Annotated in this window: 17 protein-coding genes and 1 pseudogene; 8 read left to right on the top strand and 10 right to left on the bottom strand. The window is 56.8% G+C overall.

Annotated elements, in window-relative coordinates; all coding sequences use genetic code 11:
- Positions 1-10: 10 nt before the first annotated feature.
- A complete protein-coding gene (gene ptsP / locus EDF82_RS16855) occupies positions 11-2,257 on the bottom strand; it encodes a phosphoenolpyruvate--protein phosphotransferase (RefSeq protein WP_123756668.1) in 2,247 nt (748 codons plus the stop codon).
- Positions 2,258-2,269: 12 nt separating this feature from the next.
- A complete protein-coding gene (gene rppH, locus EDF82_RS16850) occupies positions 2,270-2,800 on the bottom strand; it encodes an RNA pyrophosphohydrolase (RefSeq protein WP_123756667.1) in 531 nt (176 codons plus the stop codon).
- Positions 2,801-3,253: 453 nt separating this feature from the next.
- On the opposite strand from rppH, the pseudogene EDF82_RS25680 reads away from it, so the two are divergent.
- The 5 genes and pseudogenes from EDF82_RS25680 to EDF82_RS16820 form a co-directional block, all read left to right on the top strand.
- Positions 3,254-3,394, top strand: a pseudogene (locus EDF82_RS25680) (hypothetical protein); the annotation flags it as partial.
- Positions 3,395-3,482: 88 nt separating this feature from the next.
- Positions 3,483-4,178 (top strand): DNA mismatch repair endonuclease MutH, encoded by a 696-nt coding sequence (gene mutH / locus EDF82_RS16835; RefSeq protein WP_123756664.1) that lies wholly within the window; start codon positions 3,483-3,485, stop codon positions 4,176-4,178.
- A 63-nt stretch (positions 4,179-4,241) separates the two neighbouring features.
- Positions 4,242-4,955, top strand: a complete 714-nt coding sequence (locus EDF82_RS16830; RefSeq protein WP_123756663.1) for a TerC family protein — start codon at positions 4,242-4,244, stop codon at positions 4,953-4,955.
- A gap of 124 nt (positions 4,956-5,079) precedes the next feature.
- Positions 5,080-5,298, top strand: a complete 219-nt coding sequence (locus tag EDF82_RS16825) for a YgdI/YgdR family lipoprotein (RefSeq protein WP_004867116.1) — start codon at positions 5,080-5,082, stop codon at positions 5,296-5,298.
- 236 nt (positions 5,299-5,534) lie between these two features.
- Entirely contained in the window at positions 5,535-6,575 is a 1,041-nt protein-coding gene (locus tag EDF82_RS16820) for an NADP(H)-dependent aldo-keto reductase (protein WP_123756662.1), read from the top strand.
- Positions 6,576-6,697: 122 nt separating this feature from the next.
- Here the strand turns inward: EDF82_RS16820 and lplT are convergent, their stop codons facing one another.
- On the bottom strand, positions 6,698-7,891 hold the full coding sequence (gene lplT / locus EDF82_RS16815) for a lysophospholipid transporter LplT (protein ID WP_123756661.1): 1,194 nt from the start codon (positions 7,889-7,891) through the stop codon (positions 6,698-6,700).
- Positions 7,884-10,043, bottom strand: coding sequence for a bifunctional acyl-ACP--phospholipid O-acyltransferase/long-chain-fatty-acid--ACP ligase (gene aas / locus EDF82_RS16810; protein ID WP_123756660.1), 2,160 nt, complete (start codon positions 10,041-10,043; stop codon positions 7,884-7,886). Before aas ends, lplT begins: the two co-directional genes overlap by 8 nt.
- A gap of 631 nt (positions 10,044-10,674) precedes the next feature.
- Here aas and galR point away from each other — a divergent pair.
- On the top strand, positions 10,675-11,691 hold the full coding sequence (galR, locus tag EDF82_RS16800) for an HTH-type transcriptional regulator GalR (RefSeq protein WP_123756659.1): 1,017 nt from the start codon (positions 10,675-10,677) through the stop codon (positions 11,689-11,691).
- Here galR and EDF82_RS16795 read toward each other — a convergent pair.
- The 4 genes from EDF82_RS16795 to EDF82_RS16780 all read right to left on the bottom strand — a co-directional run bounded on the left by EDF82_RS16795 (position 11,652) and on the right by EDF82_RS16780 (position 15,741).
- A complete protein-coding gene (locus EDF82_RS16795; RefSeq protein ID WP_123756658.1) occupies positions 11,652-12,131 on the bottom strand; it encodes a GNAT family N-acetyltransferase in 480 nt (159 codons plus the stop codon). The two genes, galR and EDF82_RS16795, sit on opposite strands and share 40 nt — an antisense overlap.
- A complete protein-coding gene (locus EDF82_RS16790; RefSeq protein WP_123756657.1) occupies positions 12,128-12,901 on the bottom strand; it encodes a GntR family transcriptional regulator in 774 nt (257 codons plus the stop codon). Before EDF82_RS16790 ends, EDF82_RS16795 begins: the two co-directional genes overlap by 4 nt.
- 67 nt (positions 12,902-12,968) lie before the next feature.
- On the bottom strand, positions 12,969-14,396 hold the full coding sequence (locus EDF82_RS16785; protein WP_123756656.1) for a glycoside hydrolase family 1 protein: 1,428 nt from the start codon (positions 14,394-14,396) through the stop codon (positions 12,969-12,971).
- Positions 14,397-14,403: 7 nt separating this feature from the next.
- The gene (locus tag EDF82_RS16780) at positions 14,404-15,741 is read right to left on the bottom strand and encodes a PTS sugar transporter subunit IIC (protein ID WP_123756655.1); all 1,338 of its coding nucleotides are present in this window, start codon (positions 15,739-15,741) and stop codon (positions 14,404-14,406) included.
- Between the two features lie 313 nt (positions 15,742-16,054).
- Here EDF82_RS16780 and EDF82_RS16775 point away from each other — a divergent pair, with 313 nt between their 5' ends.
- On the top strand, positions 16,055-17,083 hold the full coding sequence (locus EDF82_RS16775; RefSeq protein WP_187043083.1) for a LacI family DNA-binding transcriptional regulator: 1,029 nt from the start codon (positions 16,055-16,057) through the stop codon (positions 17,081-17,083).
- On the opposite strand, the gene lysA is transcribed toward EDF82_RS16775, so the two are convergent.
- Positions 17,049-18,311, bottom strand: coding sequence for a diaminopimelate decarboxylase (gene lysA / locus EDF82_RS16770; RefSeq protein ID WP_123756653.1), 1,263 nt, complete (start codon positions 18,309-18,311; stop codon positions 17,049-17,051). The genes EDF82_RS16775 and lysA overlap by 35 nt on opposite strands.
- Before the next feature lie 135 nt (positions 18,312-18,446).
- Here lysA and EDF82_RS16765 point away from each other — a divergent pair, with 135 nt between their 5' ends.
- Positions 18,447-19,373 carry a LysR family transcriptional regulator gene (locus tag EDF82_RS16765; protein ID WP_123756652.1) on the top strand — a complete coding sequence of 309 codons (927 nt, stop codon included), beginning with the start codon at positions 18,447-18,449 and terminating at the stop codon, positions 19,371-19,373.
- Here EDF82_RS16765 and EDF82_RS16760 read toward each other — a convergent pair.
- Positions 19,360-20,052, bottom strand: coding sequence for an aspartate/glutamate racemase (locus EDF82_RS16760; RefSeq protein WP_123756651.1), 693 nt, complete (start codon positions 20,050-20,052; stop codon positions 19,360-19,362). The two genes, EDF82_RS16765 and EDF82_RS16760, sit on opposite strands and share 14 nt — an antisense overlap.
- Positions 20,053-20,159 lie beyond the last annotated feature (107 nt).

Here is a 20,159-nt window from a genome sequence, read left to right as displayed (position 1 = left end):
GGAAGAGAGGCTACCGGCCGCCGCGGATCAGACCGCCCAGGCCACGACGCTCCATAAAGGCCGCTACCTGATGACGCACTTCCGTTGTCATCTGCGCTTCAAGGCTACGACGCGACAACTCTTGCGCCTCCTCGAGATCAATGCGGCGCAGCAGATATTTTACCCTTGCCACCGAACGGCCGTTCATCGAGAGATGGCGATAGCCGAGGCCAATCAGAATCGTCACGCACATCGGGTCACCGGCCATTTCGCCGCACAACCGCAGGTCGATACCGAAACGTTCGGCATCATGTGCAATCATCGACAGTGCCCGCAATACCGCCGGATGCAGGCTGTCGTACAGACTGGCCACCCGGGTATTGTTGCGATCGACTGCGAGAATATACTGGGTCAGGTCATTCGTTCCGACAGAGATAAAATCGACGCGGCTGGCCAGGTGCGGCAGCATAAAGACCATCGACGGCACCTCCAGCATCACCCCAAGACGCGGACGCGGAATGGCATAGCCAATCATCTCTTCCACTTCGCGACTGGCGCGATCGATCAGGCGTCGTGCCTCATCGACCTCATCCAGACTGGTCACCATCGGCAGCAAAATACTGAGGTTGCCGGTGGCGGCGTTGGCACGCAGCATGGCGCGCACCTGAATCAGAAAAATCTCCGGCTGATCGAGGGTGATGCGGATCCCACGCCAGCCAAGGCACGGGTTCTCTTCACTGATCGGCATATACGGCAGCTGTTTATCGGCACCGATATCCAGCGTACGCAGGGTTACCGGTTTTTCATTAAACATCTGCAGCATGCCCTGATACTGAGCAACCTGCTCCTCTTCCGACGGGAAGCCGCTTTGCAGCATAAACGGTATTTCAGTGCGATACAGACCAATGCCGTCGATAAAGTTACCGAGCTTCTCTTCATGCTCGAGGCTCAGGCCGGCATTCAGCATGACCTTGACCCGCTCGCCGCTTTTTAGCTCGGAGATCCGTTCAAGATCGTCTTCCGCCAGGCGGCTGAGTTCGTTCTCTTCGCTGACCAGCCGCTGATACTCTTGCAATAGCGCCGGTTCAGGATCCACCAGCAGCTCGCCACGGTAGCCATCCACCACCAGCATGCGTCCGTGAAGCAACGAGGGCTGAATGTCGGCGCCCATCACCGTCGGGATCCCTAAGGCACGAACCATGATCGCCGCGTGAGAGTTCGCCGCCCCGTCGCGTACGACGACACCCGCCAGCCGGTCCTGAGGAACCTCTGCCAGCGTTGTCGCGGAGAGTTCGTCCGCCACCAGAACGATGCGAGCCGGCCAGGTATTGGGCCCCTGGATGGTGTCATCGAGGTGGAACAGCAGGCGCTGTCCGAGGGTACGCAGGTCGCCAGCACGTTCTTTCAGATAGCCATCGCTCAGCGCGGCAAACTGCTCGGCGAACTTCTCGATGATCTTTTTCACCGCCCATTCGGCCACCGCGCCCTGATCGACTTCGGCAAAAAGCTCGCGGCGCAGTCGGGCATCAGACAGCAGGTGAGAATAGAGGTCAAAGATTGCCGAGGTCTCTTTTTGCGCCCCGGCGGCATAGCGCTTGCTGTAGCGGCGGAATTCGTTAGCCGCCTCTTCCAACGCGCCGGTCAGACGTTCGCGTTCGGAAGCGGTATCCAGCGTCGAGGCTTCATAGACCTGCTCCATCAGCGGCAGGCTAATGTCCATCCAGCCTTCGGCAATCGCCACCCCGGAAGATGCCGGCAGTGCGCGAATGCGGGTTTGGCGATACTGGCCAAACAGCGCCGTCAGCTGTGACTGGGAGAGAATGGCGGCCATCTGCGTCGCCAGCGTAACAAGGAACGACTCTTCGCTTTCGTCAAACTGGCGCAGCTCGCGCTGCTGCACCACCAGCACGCCCAGCAGCTGGCGCCGCTGGATAATCGGTACGCCAAGAAACGCGCGGAAGCGATCCTCTTTAACGGCCGGAATATATTTAAAGCTGGGGTGCTTTTGCGCATCGGCAAGGTTGATAGGTTCAGCCAGGCGGCCGACCAGGCCAACCAGGCCTTCATCAAAGGCGAGCGCAACGGTACGCCCGCGAGGTTTTTTCAGCCCGCGAGTGGCCATAAGGTAGTAGCATCGCCGATCGTTATCGGCCAGGTAGACCGAACAGACTTCCGTTTCCATCGCCTGGCAGATATCTGTGACCAGAATATCCAGCGCCTCGTTTAAACGTGGCGCACTCGCGACTTTCTCGACGATTTCTCGTAACCGAGTGAGCATAATGTGCGTGGCTTAACCTCTTTTGCGTCGATAAGCAGGCGCGCTTTGCGGTTTAGGTGCCGTTTCTGCCAGCGACATGGTGACGCTGGCAAACTCTTTCATCACCCGGCGGTACACGTCGCGCTTAAACGACACCACCTGACGAACCGGGTACCAGTAACTTACCCATCGCCAACCATCAAACTCAGGTGTACTACTGGTTTGCATATTGATTTCTGCATCACTGCCTATCAACTGCAGAAGAAACCACTTCTGTTTCTGGCCGATACAAACCGGCTTTGTGTCCCAACGCACCAAACGTTTAGGCAATTTGTAACGCAACCAGTTCCGGGTAGAAGCCAGGATTCGTACATCTTTACGACTTAACCCAACCTCTTCAAACAACTCCCGGTACATCGCCTGCTCGGCTGATTCCCCTGGATTAATGCCCCCTTGCGGGAACTGCCACGAGTGCTGACCATAGCGTCTGGCCCACATGACCTGGCCCTGACGATTACAGATTACAATACCGACATTTGGGCGGTAGCCATCGTCATCAATCACCGGACTACCTCAAAATAATCTTCAATGTGAATGATTGTTTCACACTCGCTGTAAACGGTAAACCACTCTGTTGCCACTGTGCGATCGAATAACATTTGAATAACTCACAGTAATCAGCAGAGTTATAAACAGTGAAAGCGATCGCAGCCCCATTTTATTCACTTTTTCTGTGGATAGAGTTGTGAAGAAGTATGGAATTACCCAGGGAAAACCCGGAGTAGTCTGAATCGCTTACGGATAACATCATTTAATAATGGCATTGTATTCATTATGTTAGCACATATATCTTTCAATAATTGCAGCATAACGTGATGATCATCACACATGCGATCCTGGAACTGATGAAAGATCGAACAATGTCGATTTTATCCACAGATTATGCCTGCCCACTGGGCACATTTTGTCTAAAAATTCGATTTTCGTCGCACGTCAAGGCTGTAAATGGAAACAGTAGTGGGGCTTTTCCCCAGTTATCCCATTTTTCTGTGGATAACATGGTGTAAGATCCTGTTCATTGCCAGTGACCAGTTCTGGAAAACCTGTTTTCATCATTTTCACAACGACAAAAATATCAAAAAAAAGCCATATGAATCATCACATTGTCATAGTTACCCAAGAAAAGGTAAACTCTGTCCACAACGCGCTATTTTAGCGTTCGTTTTTTAACCAGGATAATCACCGTATGACCGCCATCGCGCCGTTAACGTCACCACCGCAATCCCGGCAGCAACTTCTGGCCCAGGCCCAGCAGCTGGCAGGCTACTCGCTGGGTGAACTGGCGGCACTGGCAGGCATTCCCATTCCACGAGATTTAAAACGCGATAAGGGGTGGATCGGCATTCTGCTGGAGATGTGGCTTGGCGCCAGCGCCGGCAGCAAGCCCGAGCAGGATTTCGCCGCGCTGGGCATCGAGCTCAAAACCATTCCTGTCGATAGCCAGGGTCGCCCGCTGGAAACCACCTTTGTCTGTGTCGCTCCCTTGACCGGCAACAGCGGCGTGACCTGGGAAAGCAGCCACGTGCGTCATAAGCTCCAACAGGTATTGTGGGTGCCGGTGGAGGGCGATCGGGCGATCCCCCTGGCACAACGCCGTGTCGGCGCGCCGCTGCTGTGGACCCCGAATGAGGAAGAGGATCGCCAGTTGCGCATGGACTGGGAGGAGCTGATGGATCTGATCGTCCTCGGCCAGGTTGAACGTATCACCGCCCGCCACGGCGAAGTGCTGCAGCTGCGCCCAAAAGCCGCCAACAGCAAAGCACTAACCGAGGCGATTGGCGCACATGGCGAACCCATTCTCACGCTGCCTCGGGGCTTTTATCTGAAGAAGAATTTTACCGCCGCCCTGCTGGCCCGACATTTTCTTCTGCGGCACGATTAAATTTTTGTTCTGCCAGCCGGGTTGCATATAATTACGACTTTCTTTTTTGCTGGACTTTGAACAATGTTATTTGCATGGATAACCGACCCTAACGCCTGGCTGGCGCTCGGTACACTGACGCTGCTGGAAATCGTGCTCGGGATTGATAATATTATTTTCCTCTCTCTGGTTGTCGCCAAACTTCCGACCGCTCAGCGCGCTCACGCGCGACGAATCGGCCTGATGGGCGCGATGATAATGCGCCTGGCGCTGCTGGCCTCTATTGCCTGGGTTATTAAGCTCACCAACCCGCTGTTTAGCGTGCTCGGTCATGAAGTCTCGTTTCGCGATTTGATTTTACTGCTCGGCGGACTGTTCCTTATCTGGAAAGCCAGTAAGGAGATCCATGAATCAATAGAAGGCGAGGAAGAAGGGCTCAAAACCAACGTCCACTCCTTTATGGGGGCGATCGTGCAGATCATGTTGCTGGATATTATTTTCAGCCTTGATTCGGTCATTACCGCCGTGGGCCTGTCGGATCACCTGTTTATCATGATGGCTGCGGTGGTGATTGCCGTCGGCGTTATGATGTTCGCCGCGCGTCCAATCGGCGATTTCGTTGACCGACACCCGTCGGTAAAAATGCTGGCCCTGTCATTTTTGATTCTGGTCGGCTTTACCCTGATGCTGGAAAGCTTCGAGATCCATATCCCGAAAGGCTACATCTACTTCGCGATGTTCTTCTCGATTGCCGTCGAAAGTCTCAACCTGCTGCGTAACAAAAAAAATCCGCTGTAACCCACAAAATTACAGCCCAAACCTGGGCTGTAATCTTTTTTAAGACTTAACTGCTTTTTATGTCTCACAAATCAGGCTATTAATACACTGGTGTGAGGTGCGACCATATAAAGAGGTAATAACGATGAAAAAATGGGCAGTCTTGATTTCCGCCGTAGGACTGGCGTTCTCGGTTTCCGGTTGCAGCAGCGATTACGTGATGGCAACGAAAGATGGACGCATGATTCTGACCGATGGCAAACCGGCCGTCGATGATGACACCGGTCTTATCAGTTACGAAGATCAGCAAGGCAACAAAATGCAGATCAATCGCGATGACGTTTCACAGATTATTAAACGTTAATACGCGTCAGCGGCCAGCACTGAACCGAAGCAGATTGCTGACGTCGCTTGCAACATCGCCATATCGTCTTAATAAAAGAGTCGGGACGTTCTGATACATCCGCCGCATCACGCCTGCGGATTCTGAAAGCCCGGCTTTTTTGATCTTTTTACTTCCTCTTTTTCTCCCCCTCTGCCATGTTGATACTCCTTTGTCGGGGGAACTCCTGACCTTGTTAATAAAAAAGGAAGCCGGCTATGCAGTATCACCGTATCCCACACAGTTCTCTTGAAATCAGTACGCTTGGACTGGGCACCATGACGTTTGGTGAGCAAAATAGCGAGGCCGACGCGCACGAACAGCTCGACTACGCGGTCAGTCAGGGCATTAACCTGATTGATGTTGCTGAGATGTACCCTGTCCCGCCGCGCCCGGAAACCCAGGGGCTGACGGAAACCTATGTCGGTAACTGGCTGGCGAAGCGCGGAAATCGCGAAAAGTTAGTCCTCGCCTCCAAAGTCAGCGGCCCGGCGCGCAACAGCGACAGCAGCATTCGCCCCAACCATGTGCTCGACCGTAAAAATATCCGCGATGCCCTGCACGACAGCCTGAAGCGTCTGCAAACCGATTATCTCGATCTCTATCAGGTTCACTGGCCGCAGCGCCCGACCAACTGTTTCGGCAAACTGGGCTACAGCTGGAGCGACTCCGCGCCGGTGGTGACGCTGCTCGATACCCTCGAAGCACTCACCGAATTCCAGCGGGCCGGTAAAATCCGCTATATCGGCGTCTCCAACGAAACGGCTTTTGGCGTCATGCGCTACCTGCACCTGGCGGACAAACACGACCTGCCGCGCATCGTGACCATTCAAAACCCCTACAGCCTGCTCAACCGTAGCTACGAAGTGGGTCTGGCGGAAGTCAGTCAGTATGAAGGCGTGGAGCTGCTGGCATACTCATGCCTCGGCTTCGGTACGCTGACCGGGAAATACCTGAATGGTGCGAAACCGGCCGGGGCGCGCAATACGCTGTTCAGCCGTTTCACGCGCTACAGCGGCGAGCAAACGCAGAAAGCGGTCGCGGCCTATGTCGATATCGCCAAACGTCATCACCTCGACCCGGCTCAGATGGCGCTGGCTTTCGTACGCCGTCAGCCGTTTGTCGCCAGCACCCTGCTGGGCGCAACCACCATGGATCAGCTTAAGACCAACGTCGAGAGCCTGCATCTTGAGTTAAGCGCTGAGGTCCTGGCAGAGATTGAAGCGGTGCATCAGGTTTATACCTACCCGGCACCGTAAGAAGGGAAATCCCGGGTCGCGACGTAAACGCCCTACCCGGGCTACAAACCGCATGAACTTGTAGCCCGGACAGGCGCAATGCGCCGACTCCGGGAAAATACCAGTTCAGCGCCACCGAGAGATTATTTACGCCGTCCCCAAATCCATAGGGCAGCGATCGCCAGCGCAAACACCGCGCCAAAGCCAATCCCGACGCCAACCACCGGAATACCGATGCTGACCGCCAGCGAATAGAGCCCCAGCATCAGCAACATCGCCACGTTTTCACCGAGGTTCTGCACCGCAATGGCATTGCCGGCGCCAACCGTATGCTTACCGCGCTCCTGCAGCAGCGCGTTGAGCGGCACGATAAAGAAACCACCGAAGATACCCAGCAGCAGCAGCAGGCCAAACGCCGGCAGCAGCGCGTGCTGCACGGCGAAAAAGATCACCGCCACACCAATCAGAATCCCGGCAGGCATGCAGCGAGAGACCGTTTGCAGCGTAACCAGCTTCGCCGCCGCCCCGGCCCCCAGCACAATCCCGACCGCCACCATCGCGTTAAGGTAGGTCGGCATGGCGTTGCTGGTGATGCCCAGCGCCGCCGGGACCCACAGCACCAGCAGGAAACGCAAGGTCACGCCAGCGCCCCAGAACAGGCTGGTCCCCATCAGGGAAAACCGCGTCTCGCCATTGCGCCACAGCGTGCGGCAGGCGCTGAAGAAGTTGTGGGTCATCGGCGTGAAACGCCATGACTGGCCCGGTCGCGCCGCCGGCAGTTTCGGGATCCACAGGTTGGCGATCACCGCCGCACCGTACACCAGCGCACAGATAGCCAGGGCCGCCAGCACGTGCCAGTCGGCAAGGATCCCGCCGGCCATAGATCCCAGCAAAATCGCCGCAATCGTGGAAGATTCCATCAGGCCGTTGGCTTTGACCAGCTTATCGCCGGTGGTCAGTTCGCCGAGGATGCCGTATTTAGCCGGCGAGTAGGCGGCAGCGCCAATCCCCACCAGGGTATAGCCGATAAACGGGTTGAGACCGAAGCAGATACAGCCGGCACCAATCAGCTTCATGCCGTTGGCGACCATCATCACCCGTCCCTTTGCAAAGCTGTCGGCGAACTGTCCGACGAACGGCGCAAAGAGTATGTAAGCACCTACAAACAACATCTGCATCACCGGCTGGCTCCAGTCCGGATAGAACTGTTGCTTCATCAGCGCCAGGGTGGCGAACAGCAGAGCGTTGTCGCCAAAGGCTGAGAAAAACTGGGCGCAGATGACCGCCATCATGCCTTTCGAGTACAGCGAAGTGTTAGTGTGTACTGACTCACTCATGCGAATGTTCCGTCTGATCAACCATGCCTTTCAGAGTGACAAAGTCCGGCTTACCGCTGCCGAGAACCGGAAGCTGCTTCAGCCAGCGAATGTCGCGCGGTACAGCCAGCTCCGGTACGCCATGTTCGCGGGCGTAGCGCAGCAGTTTTTCACGGTTCAGTTCATCGTCGGTGGTAAAGAGCACCAGCGCCTCGCCCTTGCTGGCATCCTGTTTAATCGCCGTGGCATGCATCTTGTCCGGAGAGAGCGCCAACGCCAGCTGCTCGACCATCTCCAGCGACACCATTTCGCCGGCGATTTTCGCAAAGCGTTTGGCACGCCCCTGAATCCGGACATAGCCCTGCTCGTCAAAGGTGACGATATCCCCGGTGTCGTACCAGCCGCTTTCCATTTCACCGTGCTGATTCTCGGCGGTTGGCGCTTCCAGCACGCCTGGCTGCTCGACACGCAGATAGCCGTTCATGATGTTCGGCCCTTTTAACTGCAGGCGGCCGCCCTCTTCAATCCCCGGCATTGCCAGCAGGCGGGCATCCATCCCCGGCAGAATGCGCCCGACGGTTCCGACCTTCGCGGCCATCGGCACGTTAATGGACACTACCGGCGCACACTCGGTGACGCCGTAGCCTTCGAGGATGCGCAGACCAAATTTGTCCTGCCACAGCTGCTTAGTACTTTCCTGAAGCTTTTCCGCTCCTGCTACCACGTAGCGTAGACGATAAAAATCATACGGGTTGGCAAAGCGCGCGTAGTTCCCAAGGAAGGTTGAGGTGCCGAACAGTACCGTACAGTTGCGATCGTAAACCAGCTCCGGCACCACGCGGTAATGCAGCGGGCTGGGATAGAGGAACACTTCGGCGCCGGTAAACAGCGGGGTCAACAGGCCAACGGTCAGACCGAAGGAGTGAAACAGCGGCAGCGCCGACATAAAGCGGTCGTTGGCGGTGAAGTCGGCGATGGTTTTAATCTGCTCAACGTTGGCAAGAATGCTCTTGTGGCTGTGCACCACCCCTTTCGGGTGGCCTTCCGAGCCGGAGGTAAAGAGGATGATCGCCGCATCTTCCGGCTGCTGTTTCACCTGCGCCAGCTTTGGCGCCAGCAAATGGCCGAAGATCCACAGCTTATCGCCGGTCGTGACGTCGCCTTTCAGGTCTTCCAGAAAGACCCAGCGTACCTGGGTCAATTGCTCTGGCAGATGCCAGAGTTTGCCTTTATCGAGGAAGGTACGGGAGGTGAAAATGGTGTTGATCCCGGCGGCGGTAATGGCGCTGCTCAGACCTTTTACGCCCGAGGTATAGTTCATCATCGCCGGGATACGCCCGCGGGCAATGGCGCCGAAGATCACCGCCGCGCTGATGCCGGCGTTGGGCAACATCAGGCCAATTTTCTCACCCTGAGCGCTGTACTTTTCCAGAATACGCGCCACAAACAGGGTTTTGGTCAGCAGTTTGCGGTAGGTATCCGGCGTGAAGTTAATGTCTTCCACGCAGTTTTTACGGGCGCCGAACCGGTCCTGCGCCGCCAGCAGCGATTCATACAGGGTTTCCCGCGGGCGAACCGCCATGCGCGCTTCCATCATGATCTGATGCAGCATTTCACCGGCAATTTTACGGCGGTCGCGGGCGCGAGGCGCCTGCGGCATCTCAATGCGGGTTGGCGGCAGCAGATGGAGCTGAATGCGTGGAAACAGGCGGCGCTTCACCAGCCCTTTCAGGCGGCTGAACGGGGTCAGCTCTGCGCCTTCGATACGCAGCGGAACGATCGTCGCCTGTGACTTCGCCGCCACGAAAGCCGCGCCGTCATAGATTTTCATCAGCGAGCCGCTGACTGAAATACGGCCTTCCGGGAAAATCACCACCGGACGCCCCTGCTCAATCAGGCGCACCAGATGCTTAATCGACATCGGCTTGGTCGGATCCAGCGGGACAAAATCAATAATTGGCTTTAGCGCCCGCATAAACCAGCGTTCGCTGATAGAGCTGTATACGGCAAAAACCGGTTTGACGGGCAGGAATAAGGCTAACAAGATCCCATCGATAAAAGAGACGTGATTCGGGGTGATCAAGACCTTTTGTTGTTGCAAGGACTGCGTGTCACCGGTCAATCTGACCCGATACAACCCTTTGAACAGCAACCTGAAAAATGCCAACAGCATAACAACTCCATTTGACCGGTGAGTAAGTCAAAGCAGGTTACACGAGAAGAGGCGGGAATGCAGTGTAGGGTGCGGAATTCAGAATAAAAAAAACCTGCGCATCTGCGCAGGCTGGTGCAAGATAATCAGTACGAAATGCGTACTTAAAAACTCACCTATCAATACCTCTGGGACCCTGATTGTCCTGTTTTTTGCCCCTGACGCACCAGCGATAAAACGCAAGGGAATAACGCTAAGTGCAACCAGTTATTGCCATTTTCGGTAACTGTAACAAGGCTGAACGGCGGGCAAAAAAAAACCTGCGCATCTGCGCAGGCTGGTGTAATTAGAGTGGCCAACGTAACCGTTGACTCCACCTATCAATACCTCTGGGATAGCCAGAATATCAATGCATTGAATGGATAAACCAGCGAACATTCGCAACAGCTAATCGCAAAGTGTAACCAAAGGTGTGAATCTTCCCTTCCCGGTTTCATTCGCTGTTCCCGCGCGCAATCGCTGTGTAACTTTGTCACCGTTAAGGCAAATCTGTATCACATTTGCGTGATAGCAGATGCCGCCAGCCTTGAATCTGCCGCGCTTTCCCGTAACATAACCTTTATGTAAACGCTTACCCTATAAAAGGTCAGGTATGGCGACAATAAAGGATGTAGCCCGACTCGCTGGAGTGTCCGTCGCTACCGTATCCCGCGTGATCAATAACTCCCCCAAAGCCAGTGAAACCTCGCGCCAGTCTGTCACCGCGGCGATGGAAACGCTGAATTATCATCCCAACGCCAATGCCCGCGCGCTGGCCCAGCAGTCGACAGAAACCGTCGGTCTGGTGGTGGGCGATGTGTCCGACCCCTTTTTTGGCGCGATGGTCAAAGCCGTCGAACAGGTGGCCTACCACACCGGTAACTTTTTGCTGATCGGTAACGGCTACCACAGCGTGAAGAAAGAGCGCCAGGCCATTGAACAGCTCATCCGCCATCGCTGTGCCGCGCTGGTGGTACACGCCAAAATGATCCCTGATGACGAGCTCGCCGGGTTGATGAAACAGATCCCCGGCATGGTGCTTATCAACCGCATTCTGGCGGGCTTTGAACAGCGTTGCGTGGCGCTGGATGACCGCTACGGCGCCTGGCTGGCGACCCGTCACCTGATCCAACAGGGACACACCCGTATCGGTTATCTGTGCTCCAACCACGCGATTTCCGATGCCGAAGACCGCCTGCAGGGCTATTACGACGCCTTAAAAGAGAGCGGTTTACCCTGCCACGATCGGCTGGTGACCTTTGCGGAACCTGACGAAAGCGGGGGTGAACTGGCGATGACGGAGCTGCTGGGACGCGGGCGCAACTTTACCGCCGTGGCCTGCTATAACGACTCGATGGCGGCGGGCGCCATGGGCGTGCTTAATGACAATGGTATTGATGTACCGCGGGAAATTTCACTGATTGGCTTCGATGATGTGCTGATCTCGCGCTACGTTCGCCCACGGCTGACCACCGTGCGTTACCCTATCGTAACCATGGCAACTCAGGCCGCAGAACTGGCGCTGGCGCTGGCAGATCAACGTGCAGCACCGGAAATCACCCATCTGTTCAGCCCGACGCTGGTTCGCCGTCACTCGGTCAGCGCACCGTCGGAAAGCGATAAATCGTAGCGGTAGAGGCTCACGGCGGTGGCCGGGTAATCCAGGCCTTCGCCGATATAGTGCCAGCCAAAGCGCTCATAAAAATCGCGGCAACCGGAGTAAAGATAAAGCTGCGGATACCCGCGCTGGCGGGCATAGGCGATCGCCTGCTGCTGCAGTGCTCCGGCGAGCCCCTGGCCTCGCGCGTCCTCGGCAACGTACAGCGCCGCCATCCACGGAAACAGATCCTGGCGGCTGATTAAATCACAGCGCCATAGCCCCACCGTTCCCAACAGCCGGTCGCCCTCGACGGCGATAAAGGTGATCGGCAGCGCCTCCGGTTCCTGACTGTGCGCGATGATGCTGGCAAAAAAGGGCCGCGGCAGCGTCTCCCCACCGAAGGCCTGCCACAACCATTCCGTCACCTGCTCCGCGTGCTGCGGTGCGGCATACAGCGGCAGGATTGTCATACCAGCTTTCCCTGAAAAATAGGTACGGACTCAAACAGATAGCCGTCAAAATCCGGCGCGTCTTCATCAGACAGCTCCAGCAGACTGTTTTTGACGTTTTCGAGGTGCTGCCACATCGCCTGCCAGGCCCCCATCACATCGCGCCGACGTAGCGCGGCGAGGATCGTTTGCCGGTCCCCCAGCCACTTCAGGCGGTAGGCGCGGCTGGCGATATGCGCATTAAACTGTTGCCACAGCGGGCTGCTGTCCATCTGCAGCCAGATCCGCTCCACGGTGGCCAGCAGCATCTGGTTTTGCGTCGCCCCGGCCAGCACCAGGTGAAACAGCCGGGCGTTATCCTGGGCCGTGTCATTGGTCGCAATCGCCCGCTGCTCCTGTTCGATAATACGTTTGAGATTATCGATATCGGCGCGGGTGGCCATTTTAGCGGCGAAGGCGGCGATGTTGCTCTCCAGCAGCTGGCGCGCCTGGAGAATTTCAAACGGTCCGACGTCGCTGCTCAGCATCTGCTCTTCCTCGCTGTCGTCCTCGTGCGGAATGCGCATGACATAGACCCCGGAGCCCTGGCGAATATCGACGGTTCCCTGAAGCTCCAGCATCAGCAGCGCTTCCCGGACGATAGTCCGGCTGACGCCATAGGTTTCGGCGATATTGCGTTCCGGCGGCAGGCGCGAGCCAACGGGATAGCGCCCCTGCGCAATCTGTGCGCGTAAATCATCACCAATTTCCTGGTAGGGTTTCTTTTCCGGCGGAATGATAGCCTTCTCCACAATATCACCTGTGCGTTGTCTGCGAGGGAATCCATATCGGCGCTATCTTAGCAAAGTTTACGCCGGGCTAGCGCCACTCATCGTCGATATCCAGCGTCAGTTCGCGTCTTTCTCCTAACGTACGGAACCAGCTGGCGGAGGCCTTAGGCCGCCGTGCACGCTGGTTTTGCAGATCGATTTCAATCAGCCCGTAGCGGTTTTTAAAGGCGTTCATCGGCGACACATTGTCAGTAAAGGCCCACAGCATATAGCCGTGGCAGTTGGCGCCCTCTTCCCGCGCGCGCAGCGCTTGCCAGAGATGTTCGCCGATAAAACGGATCCGGTAGTCGTCCGCGATGGTGCCTTCGCGGTTACGAAACTGCCCTTCGTTTTCCACGCCCATACCGCTTTCCGCCACAAACCACGGGATGTTGCGATAGTCGTCTTTGATGCGCATCGCCATATCGAAAACAATGCGCGGGTAAATTTCCCAGCCGCGGGAGTTGTTCATCCGCCGCCCCGGCAGCTCGAAGGGTTCATAATAGTAGGCCGGATGAAATGGCGTCTGCGGATGCCAGGCCCGCGATGGCGCCTTCACCCGATGCGGGTAATAGAGGTTAATCCCCAGCTCATCGACGGTGTTGTCGCGAATAATTGCCAGCTCGCGATCGTTGTAGTCCCAGCGCACATGGTGCTGTTCGAGCAGCGCGAACAACGCCGGCGGATAGGCGCCGTGCACCAGCGGATCGAGGAAGACACGGTTATAGAACAGATCGTACATCTCGGCGGCATGAAGATCGTGCGGCACCTGCGAGCGCGGATAGGTCACTTCCGGGTTCAGGATACAGCCCACCGTGCCGCGATAGCCCTTCTCGCGGAACAACGCCACCACCTTCGCCGTCGCCAGCACCTTATGGTGATTCCACTGCATCCATTTTGCGGTGTTCTGCTCGTAGGGCCAGCGCAGCGCATCAAGGTAAACCCGGGTCTGCACCACAATCGGTTCATTGAAGGTAAACCAGCGCGTCACTTTATGGTGGTAGCGGGCAAACACCTTCTCCGCGTAACGCACGAACAGCTCCACCACCTTTTTCGAGCCCCAGCCGCCGTAGTGCTCCAGCAGATACCCTGGCAGCTCATAGTGCTCAAGGCAGATCATCGGCTCGATACCGTTGGCCAGCAGTTCATCGAACAGCTGGTCGTAGTAGGCAGCGTAGCTTTCGTCGACGATGACGTTTTCATAGTCGGTCAGAAAGCGCGACCAGTTAATCGAGGTCCGGTAGTGGGTCAGCCCCGCCAGCTTCATCAGCTGAACATCTTCGCGAAAGCGGTTGATAAAGTCGGTCGCCACCGCCGGGCCATAGCCGTTATGCCAGACATGGCGGTCGTTCTTGTACCACAGATCGGGCCAGGAATCCTGGCCCTCTTTCTTGCCGCTCCACCCTTCGGTCTGCCAGGCGGAAGCGGCCGCTCCCAGGATAAAATCGTGGGGAATCGCAATCCTTTTCGTGCTCATGACATCCTCATGCGTTGTTGGCGATCTGTGCATTTTCTGCTTCACGCTGGGCAATTTCCGCCCGGCGCGAGGCGATCTTCACAAAGGGCAGATAGATAATCACCGCGGTGACGATGCAGATAAGCTGGGTCACGACTGCCCCCATCGAACCGGCGGTGGAGAGCCAGGCGTTAATCAATGGCGGCGTGGTCCACGGCACCATCACCACGGCTTTACCGGCAAATCCGGTCACCGTCGCAAAGTAGCCGATGCTGCCGGTCACCAGCGGCGTGATGATAAACGGGATGGCGAGGATCGGATTGAGCATAATCGGCATGCCGAAAATCACCGGCTCGTTGATATTGAACAGCCCAGGCCCTATCGACAGCTTGGCGATCTCTTTCATCTCTTTGCGTTTGGTGGCGATCATCACCGCAATCAGCAGCCCGATGGTCAGCCCCGAGCCGCCGATGCTCATATACACATCCCAGAACGGCATAGTGATGATGTTAGGCACCTCTTTGCCCTGCTCAAAGGCGCTCATGTTGACGGTAATGGCCCCCAGCAGCAGCGGTTCGCGGATCGGTTTAATCATCTGATTACCATGAATGCCGATAACCCAGAACAGCTGAGCGACAAACATCAGCAGCAGGATCCCCGGCAGGCTTTGCATCACGCGTTCCAGCGGTTGCTGCACCACCTGGTAGATGGCGTCATACAGATACATGCCGGTGACCTGATGGAAAATAAAGCCAAAGGTGGCGATCGCCGTGGTGGTAATGATCGCCGGGATCAGCGCCGAAAATGAGGCCGAGACGTTTGGCGGCACGGTATCCGGCATCTTGATCTTCAGCCCCTTGCGCCCCTCCAGCCAGCAGTAAATCTCCACCGACAGAATGGCGATAAACATGCCGAGGAACAGGCTGCGGGTATCGGAGAACTGACGCATCAGGACATCTTTCACTTCACGCATCTGCCCGTCGACCATCATTTCGACGGTGGTCGGCGTCACGCAGATAAAGCAGATAACCGCCAGCAGGCCGGGAAACAGTCTTTTAATACCGTTGATGCGCCCCAGCTCGATCCCGATCAGGAACACCGCACCGATATTCAGGAAGTTCAGGGTGGCGTAGTTAATCGCCCCGGTAATGGGCTTCAGGGCGGCGAGGAATGACAGCGACTGAAAGCTGGCGAGCCCGTTCTTCGGATCCAGCACCATGTTTGAAATCAGCACCGAGAAGGCGCCAACGATGATCACCGGCATCAGGGTAATAAAAGCGGATTTTATCGCCATGATGTAGCGGTAGCTGTTGAATGTCGTGGCGAAACTCCCCAGCGAGTCGATCAGTTTTTCCTGCAATGCCATAAAGGATACCTCTGGTTTAAGGGCTTTTTAGCACACAAGGTGTACTGCTAAACACCTTTTGGCATACCAAAAAATAGTCACTGGTGGTAAAAAGTTCTGTGACTCAACTCTCAACGCGCGATGTGGTATTCCAAATTATTAGAATATTTAATATTGGTATACCGCATGTGTGGGTTCACTTTTCGCGACGCGCAGTTCCTGTAAAAAGCGTGATCGCGATGGTTGTTTGCTCTCCGTTGAGCGCATATCCCTCTGAATGTCTGTGATAAACTGCGGCCTATCACGTGATATCAGGAAACGATCAATGGCAACAATGCTGGATGTCTCAATTCGCGCAGGCGTCTCTAAAGCGACGGTATCCCGCGTGTTGAACGGCACAGGTCAGGTAAAAGAGAGCACCCGCCAACAGGTTTTCAAGGCGATGGAAGAGCTGGGATATCGGCCAAACTTTCTCGCGCGTTCACTGGCGAACCGCACAAGCAACAGCATCGGTCTGGTGGTCTCCACCTTCGATGGCTTCTACTTTGGTCGCCTGTTACAGCAGGCCTCACGGCAGACGGAAGCCTGGGGAAAACAGCTGATCGTCACCGACGGCCACGATGCGCCGGAGCGTGAAGAAGAGGCGGTACAGATGCTCGCCGACCGCCAGTGCGATGCCATCATTCTCTATACCCGCCACATGAGCGAAAAAAAGATCATGTCGCTGATCGAATCCATCGATATGCCGCTGGTGGTGATTAACCGTGACGTCAGCCTGGCGCGGGAGCGCTGCGTCTTCTTCGAGCAGGAAGATGCGGCTTTCCAGGCGGTGGATTATCTGATTCACCAGGGCCACCGCGACATCGCCTGTATCACCGTACCGATGCACACGCCGACCGGTAAAGCCCGCCTGCAGGGTTATCGCAAGGCGCTGAAAAAGAACGGGATTGCGTGGGACCCGGAAAAAGTGAAATACGGCGATTCGACGATGACCCGCGGCTACGAGCTGTGCTGCGAGCTGCTGGCAGAGAAAACCACGTTCAGCGCGCTGTTTTCCTGTAACGATGATATGGCGTTAGGGGCTTCAAAGGCGCTGCACCAGGCAGGGCTGCGGATCCCGCAGGATATTTCGTTGTTCGGTTTTGATGATGCCCCTAGCGCGAAATGGCTGGAGCCGGGCCTGTCGACGGTCTATCTGCCGATCGATAACATGATCACCACCGCCATCGATCAGGCCATTAAGCTCGCCAATGACCAGCCGATCGAAACGATCCCGCCGTTTACCGGCACGCTGGTGTTGCGCGACTCGGTATCGACGGGACCTTTTTTTAGCACTGCTCTAAGACAAGCAGCTCCTGAATAGTCTGCCGACGACGGATCAGCCGCGCGTGTCCGTTGTCGAACAGCACTTCCGGCAGCAGCGGACGGCTGTTGTAGTTTGAGGACATTGACGCCCCGTACGCGCCGGTATCATGCAGAACCAGATAGTCGCCCGGCGCCACGTCCGGCAGCAGACGCGTTTCCACTTTGCCCCCTTCCTGCTGGGTAAAGACGTCGCCGGATTCGCACAGCGGCCCGGCCACCACGGTCTCGACCAGCGGCGCATCGCGCAGGTCGCGGCCATCTGCCGCCAGCGCTGAAATATGGTGATAGCTGCCGTACATCGACGGACGCATCAGATCGTTAAACCCGGCGTCAATCAGCACAAAGTGGCGGCTGCCCATCTCTTTAACGCTGCGTACCTGGGAGACCAGCACCCCGGATTCCGCCACCAGGAAACGGCCAGGCTCGATTTCGAGCTTCACCGGATGACCCAGGTGTTTTGCGATCTGTTCCCGCGCGGCGTTCCACAGACCGTAGTAGTGATCGGTATCGATCGTCTCTTCGCCTTCACGATAGGGGATCGACAGGCCGCCGCCGGCGGAGATCGCCTGCAGATCCTGACCAAATTCAATCACCTGGCGCACCATCGCGCCGCACACCTGTTCGAGGTGGCCATAATCGACCCCGGAACCAATGTGCATGTGGATCCCCACCAGCTGCAGCTGATAGCGGCGGATCACTTCCAGCGCCGCCGGCAGATGGCTGTACCAGATCCCGTGTTTGCTGTTTTCGCCGCCGGTATTGGTTTTTTGGCTGTGGCCGTGGCCGAAGCCCGGGTTAACGCGCAGCCACACGCGATGGCCCGGCGAGACCTCCCCTAGCTGGCTCAGCATATCGACCGAACCGGCGTTGACCGGGATCTGTAACGCTTTGACGCGTTCCAGCGTCGCGTCGTCGATCAGGTCGGCGGTAAACACGATGTCTTCCGGATGCTGCTGCGGATCGTACCCTGCCGCCAGCGCACGCTCGATTTCCCCCAGCGAGACCGAATCCACCTTCACACCCTGCTCGCGCATCAGGCGCAGAATATGGATGTTGGAGCAGGCTTTCTGGGCGAAACGCACCACATCGAATTGGCTGAGCTGGGCAATCTGGCGGCGGATAATCTGCGCGTCATAGACCCACACCGGGCAGCCAAATTCGGCAGGCAGGCGGAGCAGATGCTCGGCGGTCAGGTCGGTATCGGTGGCATAAAGCGAGCGTGGCATGGTGAACTCCGGTGTTGTCTGTGCTGTGCGTGTTTTTTTATGATTACGCCATAGGGTGAAGAGAATAAAAAATATCGTTTTATCGTGACTCTATGCAAAAATGATATGGATACCGGACACTTTCTGCGAGTCGCTATGCCAGCCGTCAATTTGCGTCATATTGAAATCTTCCACGCGGTGATGACCACCGGCAACCTGACCGAGGCGGCGCAACTGCTGCATACTTCCCAGCCGACCGTCAGCCGGGAGCTGGCGCGTTTTGAGAAGGTGATCGGGCTGACGCTGTTTACCCGCGCCCGTGGGCGTTTGCAGCCGACGGTACAGGGGCTACGGCTGTTCGAAGAGGTGCAGCGCTCGTGGTACGGGCTGGACCGTATCGTCAGCGCCGCGGAAAGCCTGCGCGAGTTCCGCCAGGGGGAACTGTCGGTGGTCTGTCTGCCGGTGTTTTCCCAGTCGTTTCTGCCGCTGCTGCTGCAGCCGTTTCTGGCGCGCTATCCGGAAGTCAGCCTGCACATCGTCCCCCAGGAGTCACCGCTGCTGGAGGAGTGGCTCTCCGCCCAGCGCCACGATCTCGGCCTGACGGAAACCCTGCACACCCCCGCCGGCACCGAGCGTACGCCGCTGCTGACCCTCAACGAAGTCTGCGTGCTGCCGCAGGACCATCCGCTTGCCAGCAAACCGGTGCTGACGCCGGCAGATTTCCACGGTGAAAACTATATCAGCCTGTCGCGGACCGACAGCTATCGCCAGCTGCTTGACGCCCTGTTCCAGGAGCATCAGATCAAACGCCGGATGGTGGTGGAGACCCACAGCGCGGCCTCCATTTGTGCGATGGTGCGGGCAGGCGTCGGCATCTCCGTCGTCAACCCGCTGACCGCCCTCGACTATGCCGAGAGCGGCGTGGTGGTGCGCCGCTTTAGCGTCGATGTCCCGTTTACCGTCAGCCTGATCCGCCCGCTGCACCGCCCCGGTTCAGCGCTGGTCGAGGCGTTTATTCAGCATCTGCAAAGCAGCCTGACGCGCATTCAGGCACCGCTCGAAGCGGTACTTAAGAGAGCATGAAATTCACCGCATCGCTGGCGTGAATCGCCGTGGTATCAAACACCGGCAGCGGGCTGAGCGCCGGGGGAACCAGCAGGCCAATCTCGGTGCAGCCAAAGATCACCGCTTCAGCCCCCTGATCCGCCAGCTCCGCGATGATCTGCAGGTAGATATCGCGTGACGCCTCGCTAAATGTCCCGAGGCACAGCTCGTCAAAAATGATCTCGTTAATGCGCTGGCGATCGTCGGCGGAGGGGATCAGGGTCTCGATGGCGAATTGCTGCTGCAGGCGGCCACGATAAAAATCCTGTTCCATGGTATAGCGGGTGCCGAGCAGCGCCACGCGACGTTGCCCCTGGGCGCTAATCGCCCGCCCGGTGCCATCGGCAATATGCAGGAACGGCACCTCACAGCGGTTTTCGATAGCCTCCGCCACCTTGTGCATCGTATTGGTACACAGCACGATCCCTTCCGCGCCGGCCTGTTGCAGGCCATACGCCGCCTGCGCCAGGATCTCCCCGGCACGATCCCATTGCCCTGAAGACTGGCAGGCTTCGATTTCATGGAAATCAACGCTATGCAGCAGCAGGCTGGCCGAGTGCAGCCCGCCCAGGCGCGCCTTGACGCCTTCATTAATCAGGCGGTAATAGGGGATGGTGGATTCCCAGCTCATGCCGCCCAACAGGCCAATCGTTTTCATCATTTGCTCCTTAACAGGGTTTGTTCCAGTGAAACAAACTTGTGATCAACTTTCCACTTCTCTTGTCGAGCGTTTCTTTTCAAGGCAATCTGATATAAATTAAATGA

This window comes from Klebsiella sp. BIGb0399, from assembly GCF_003752615.1.
Taxonomy (GTDB): domain Bacteria; phylum Pseudomonadota; class Gammaproteobacteria; order Enterobacterales; family Enterobacteriaceae; genus Klebsiella; species Klebsiella lignicola.
This window is presented reverse-complemented; position numbering and strand designations above follow the sequence as displayed.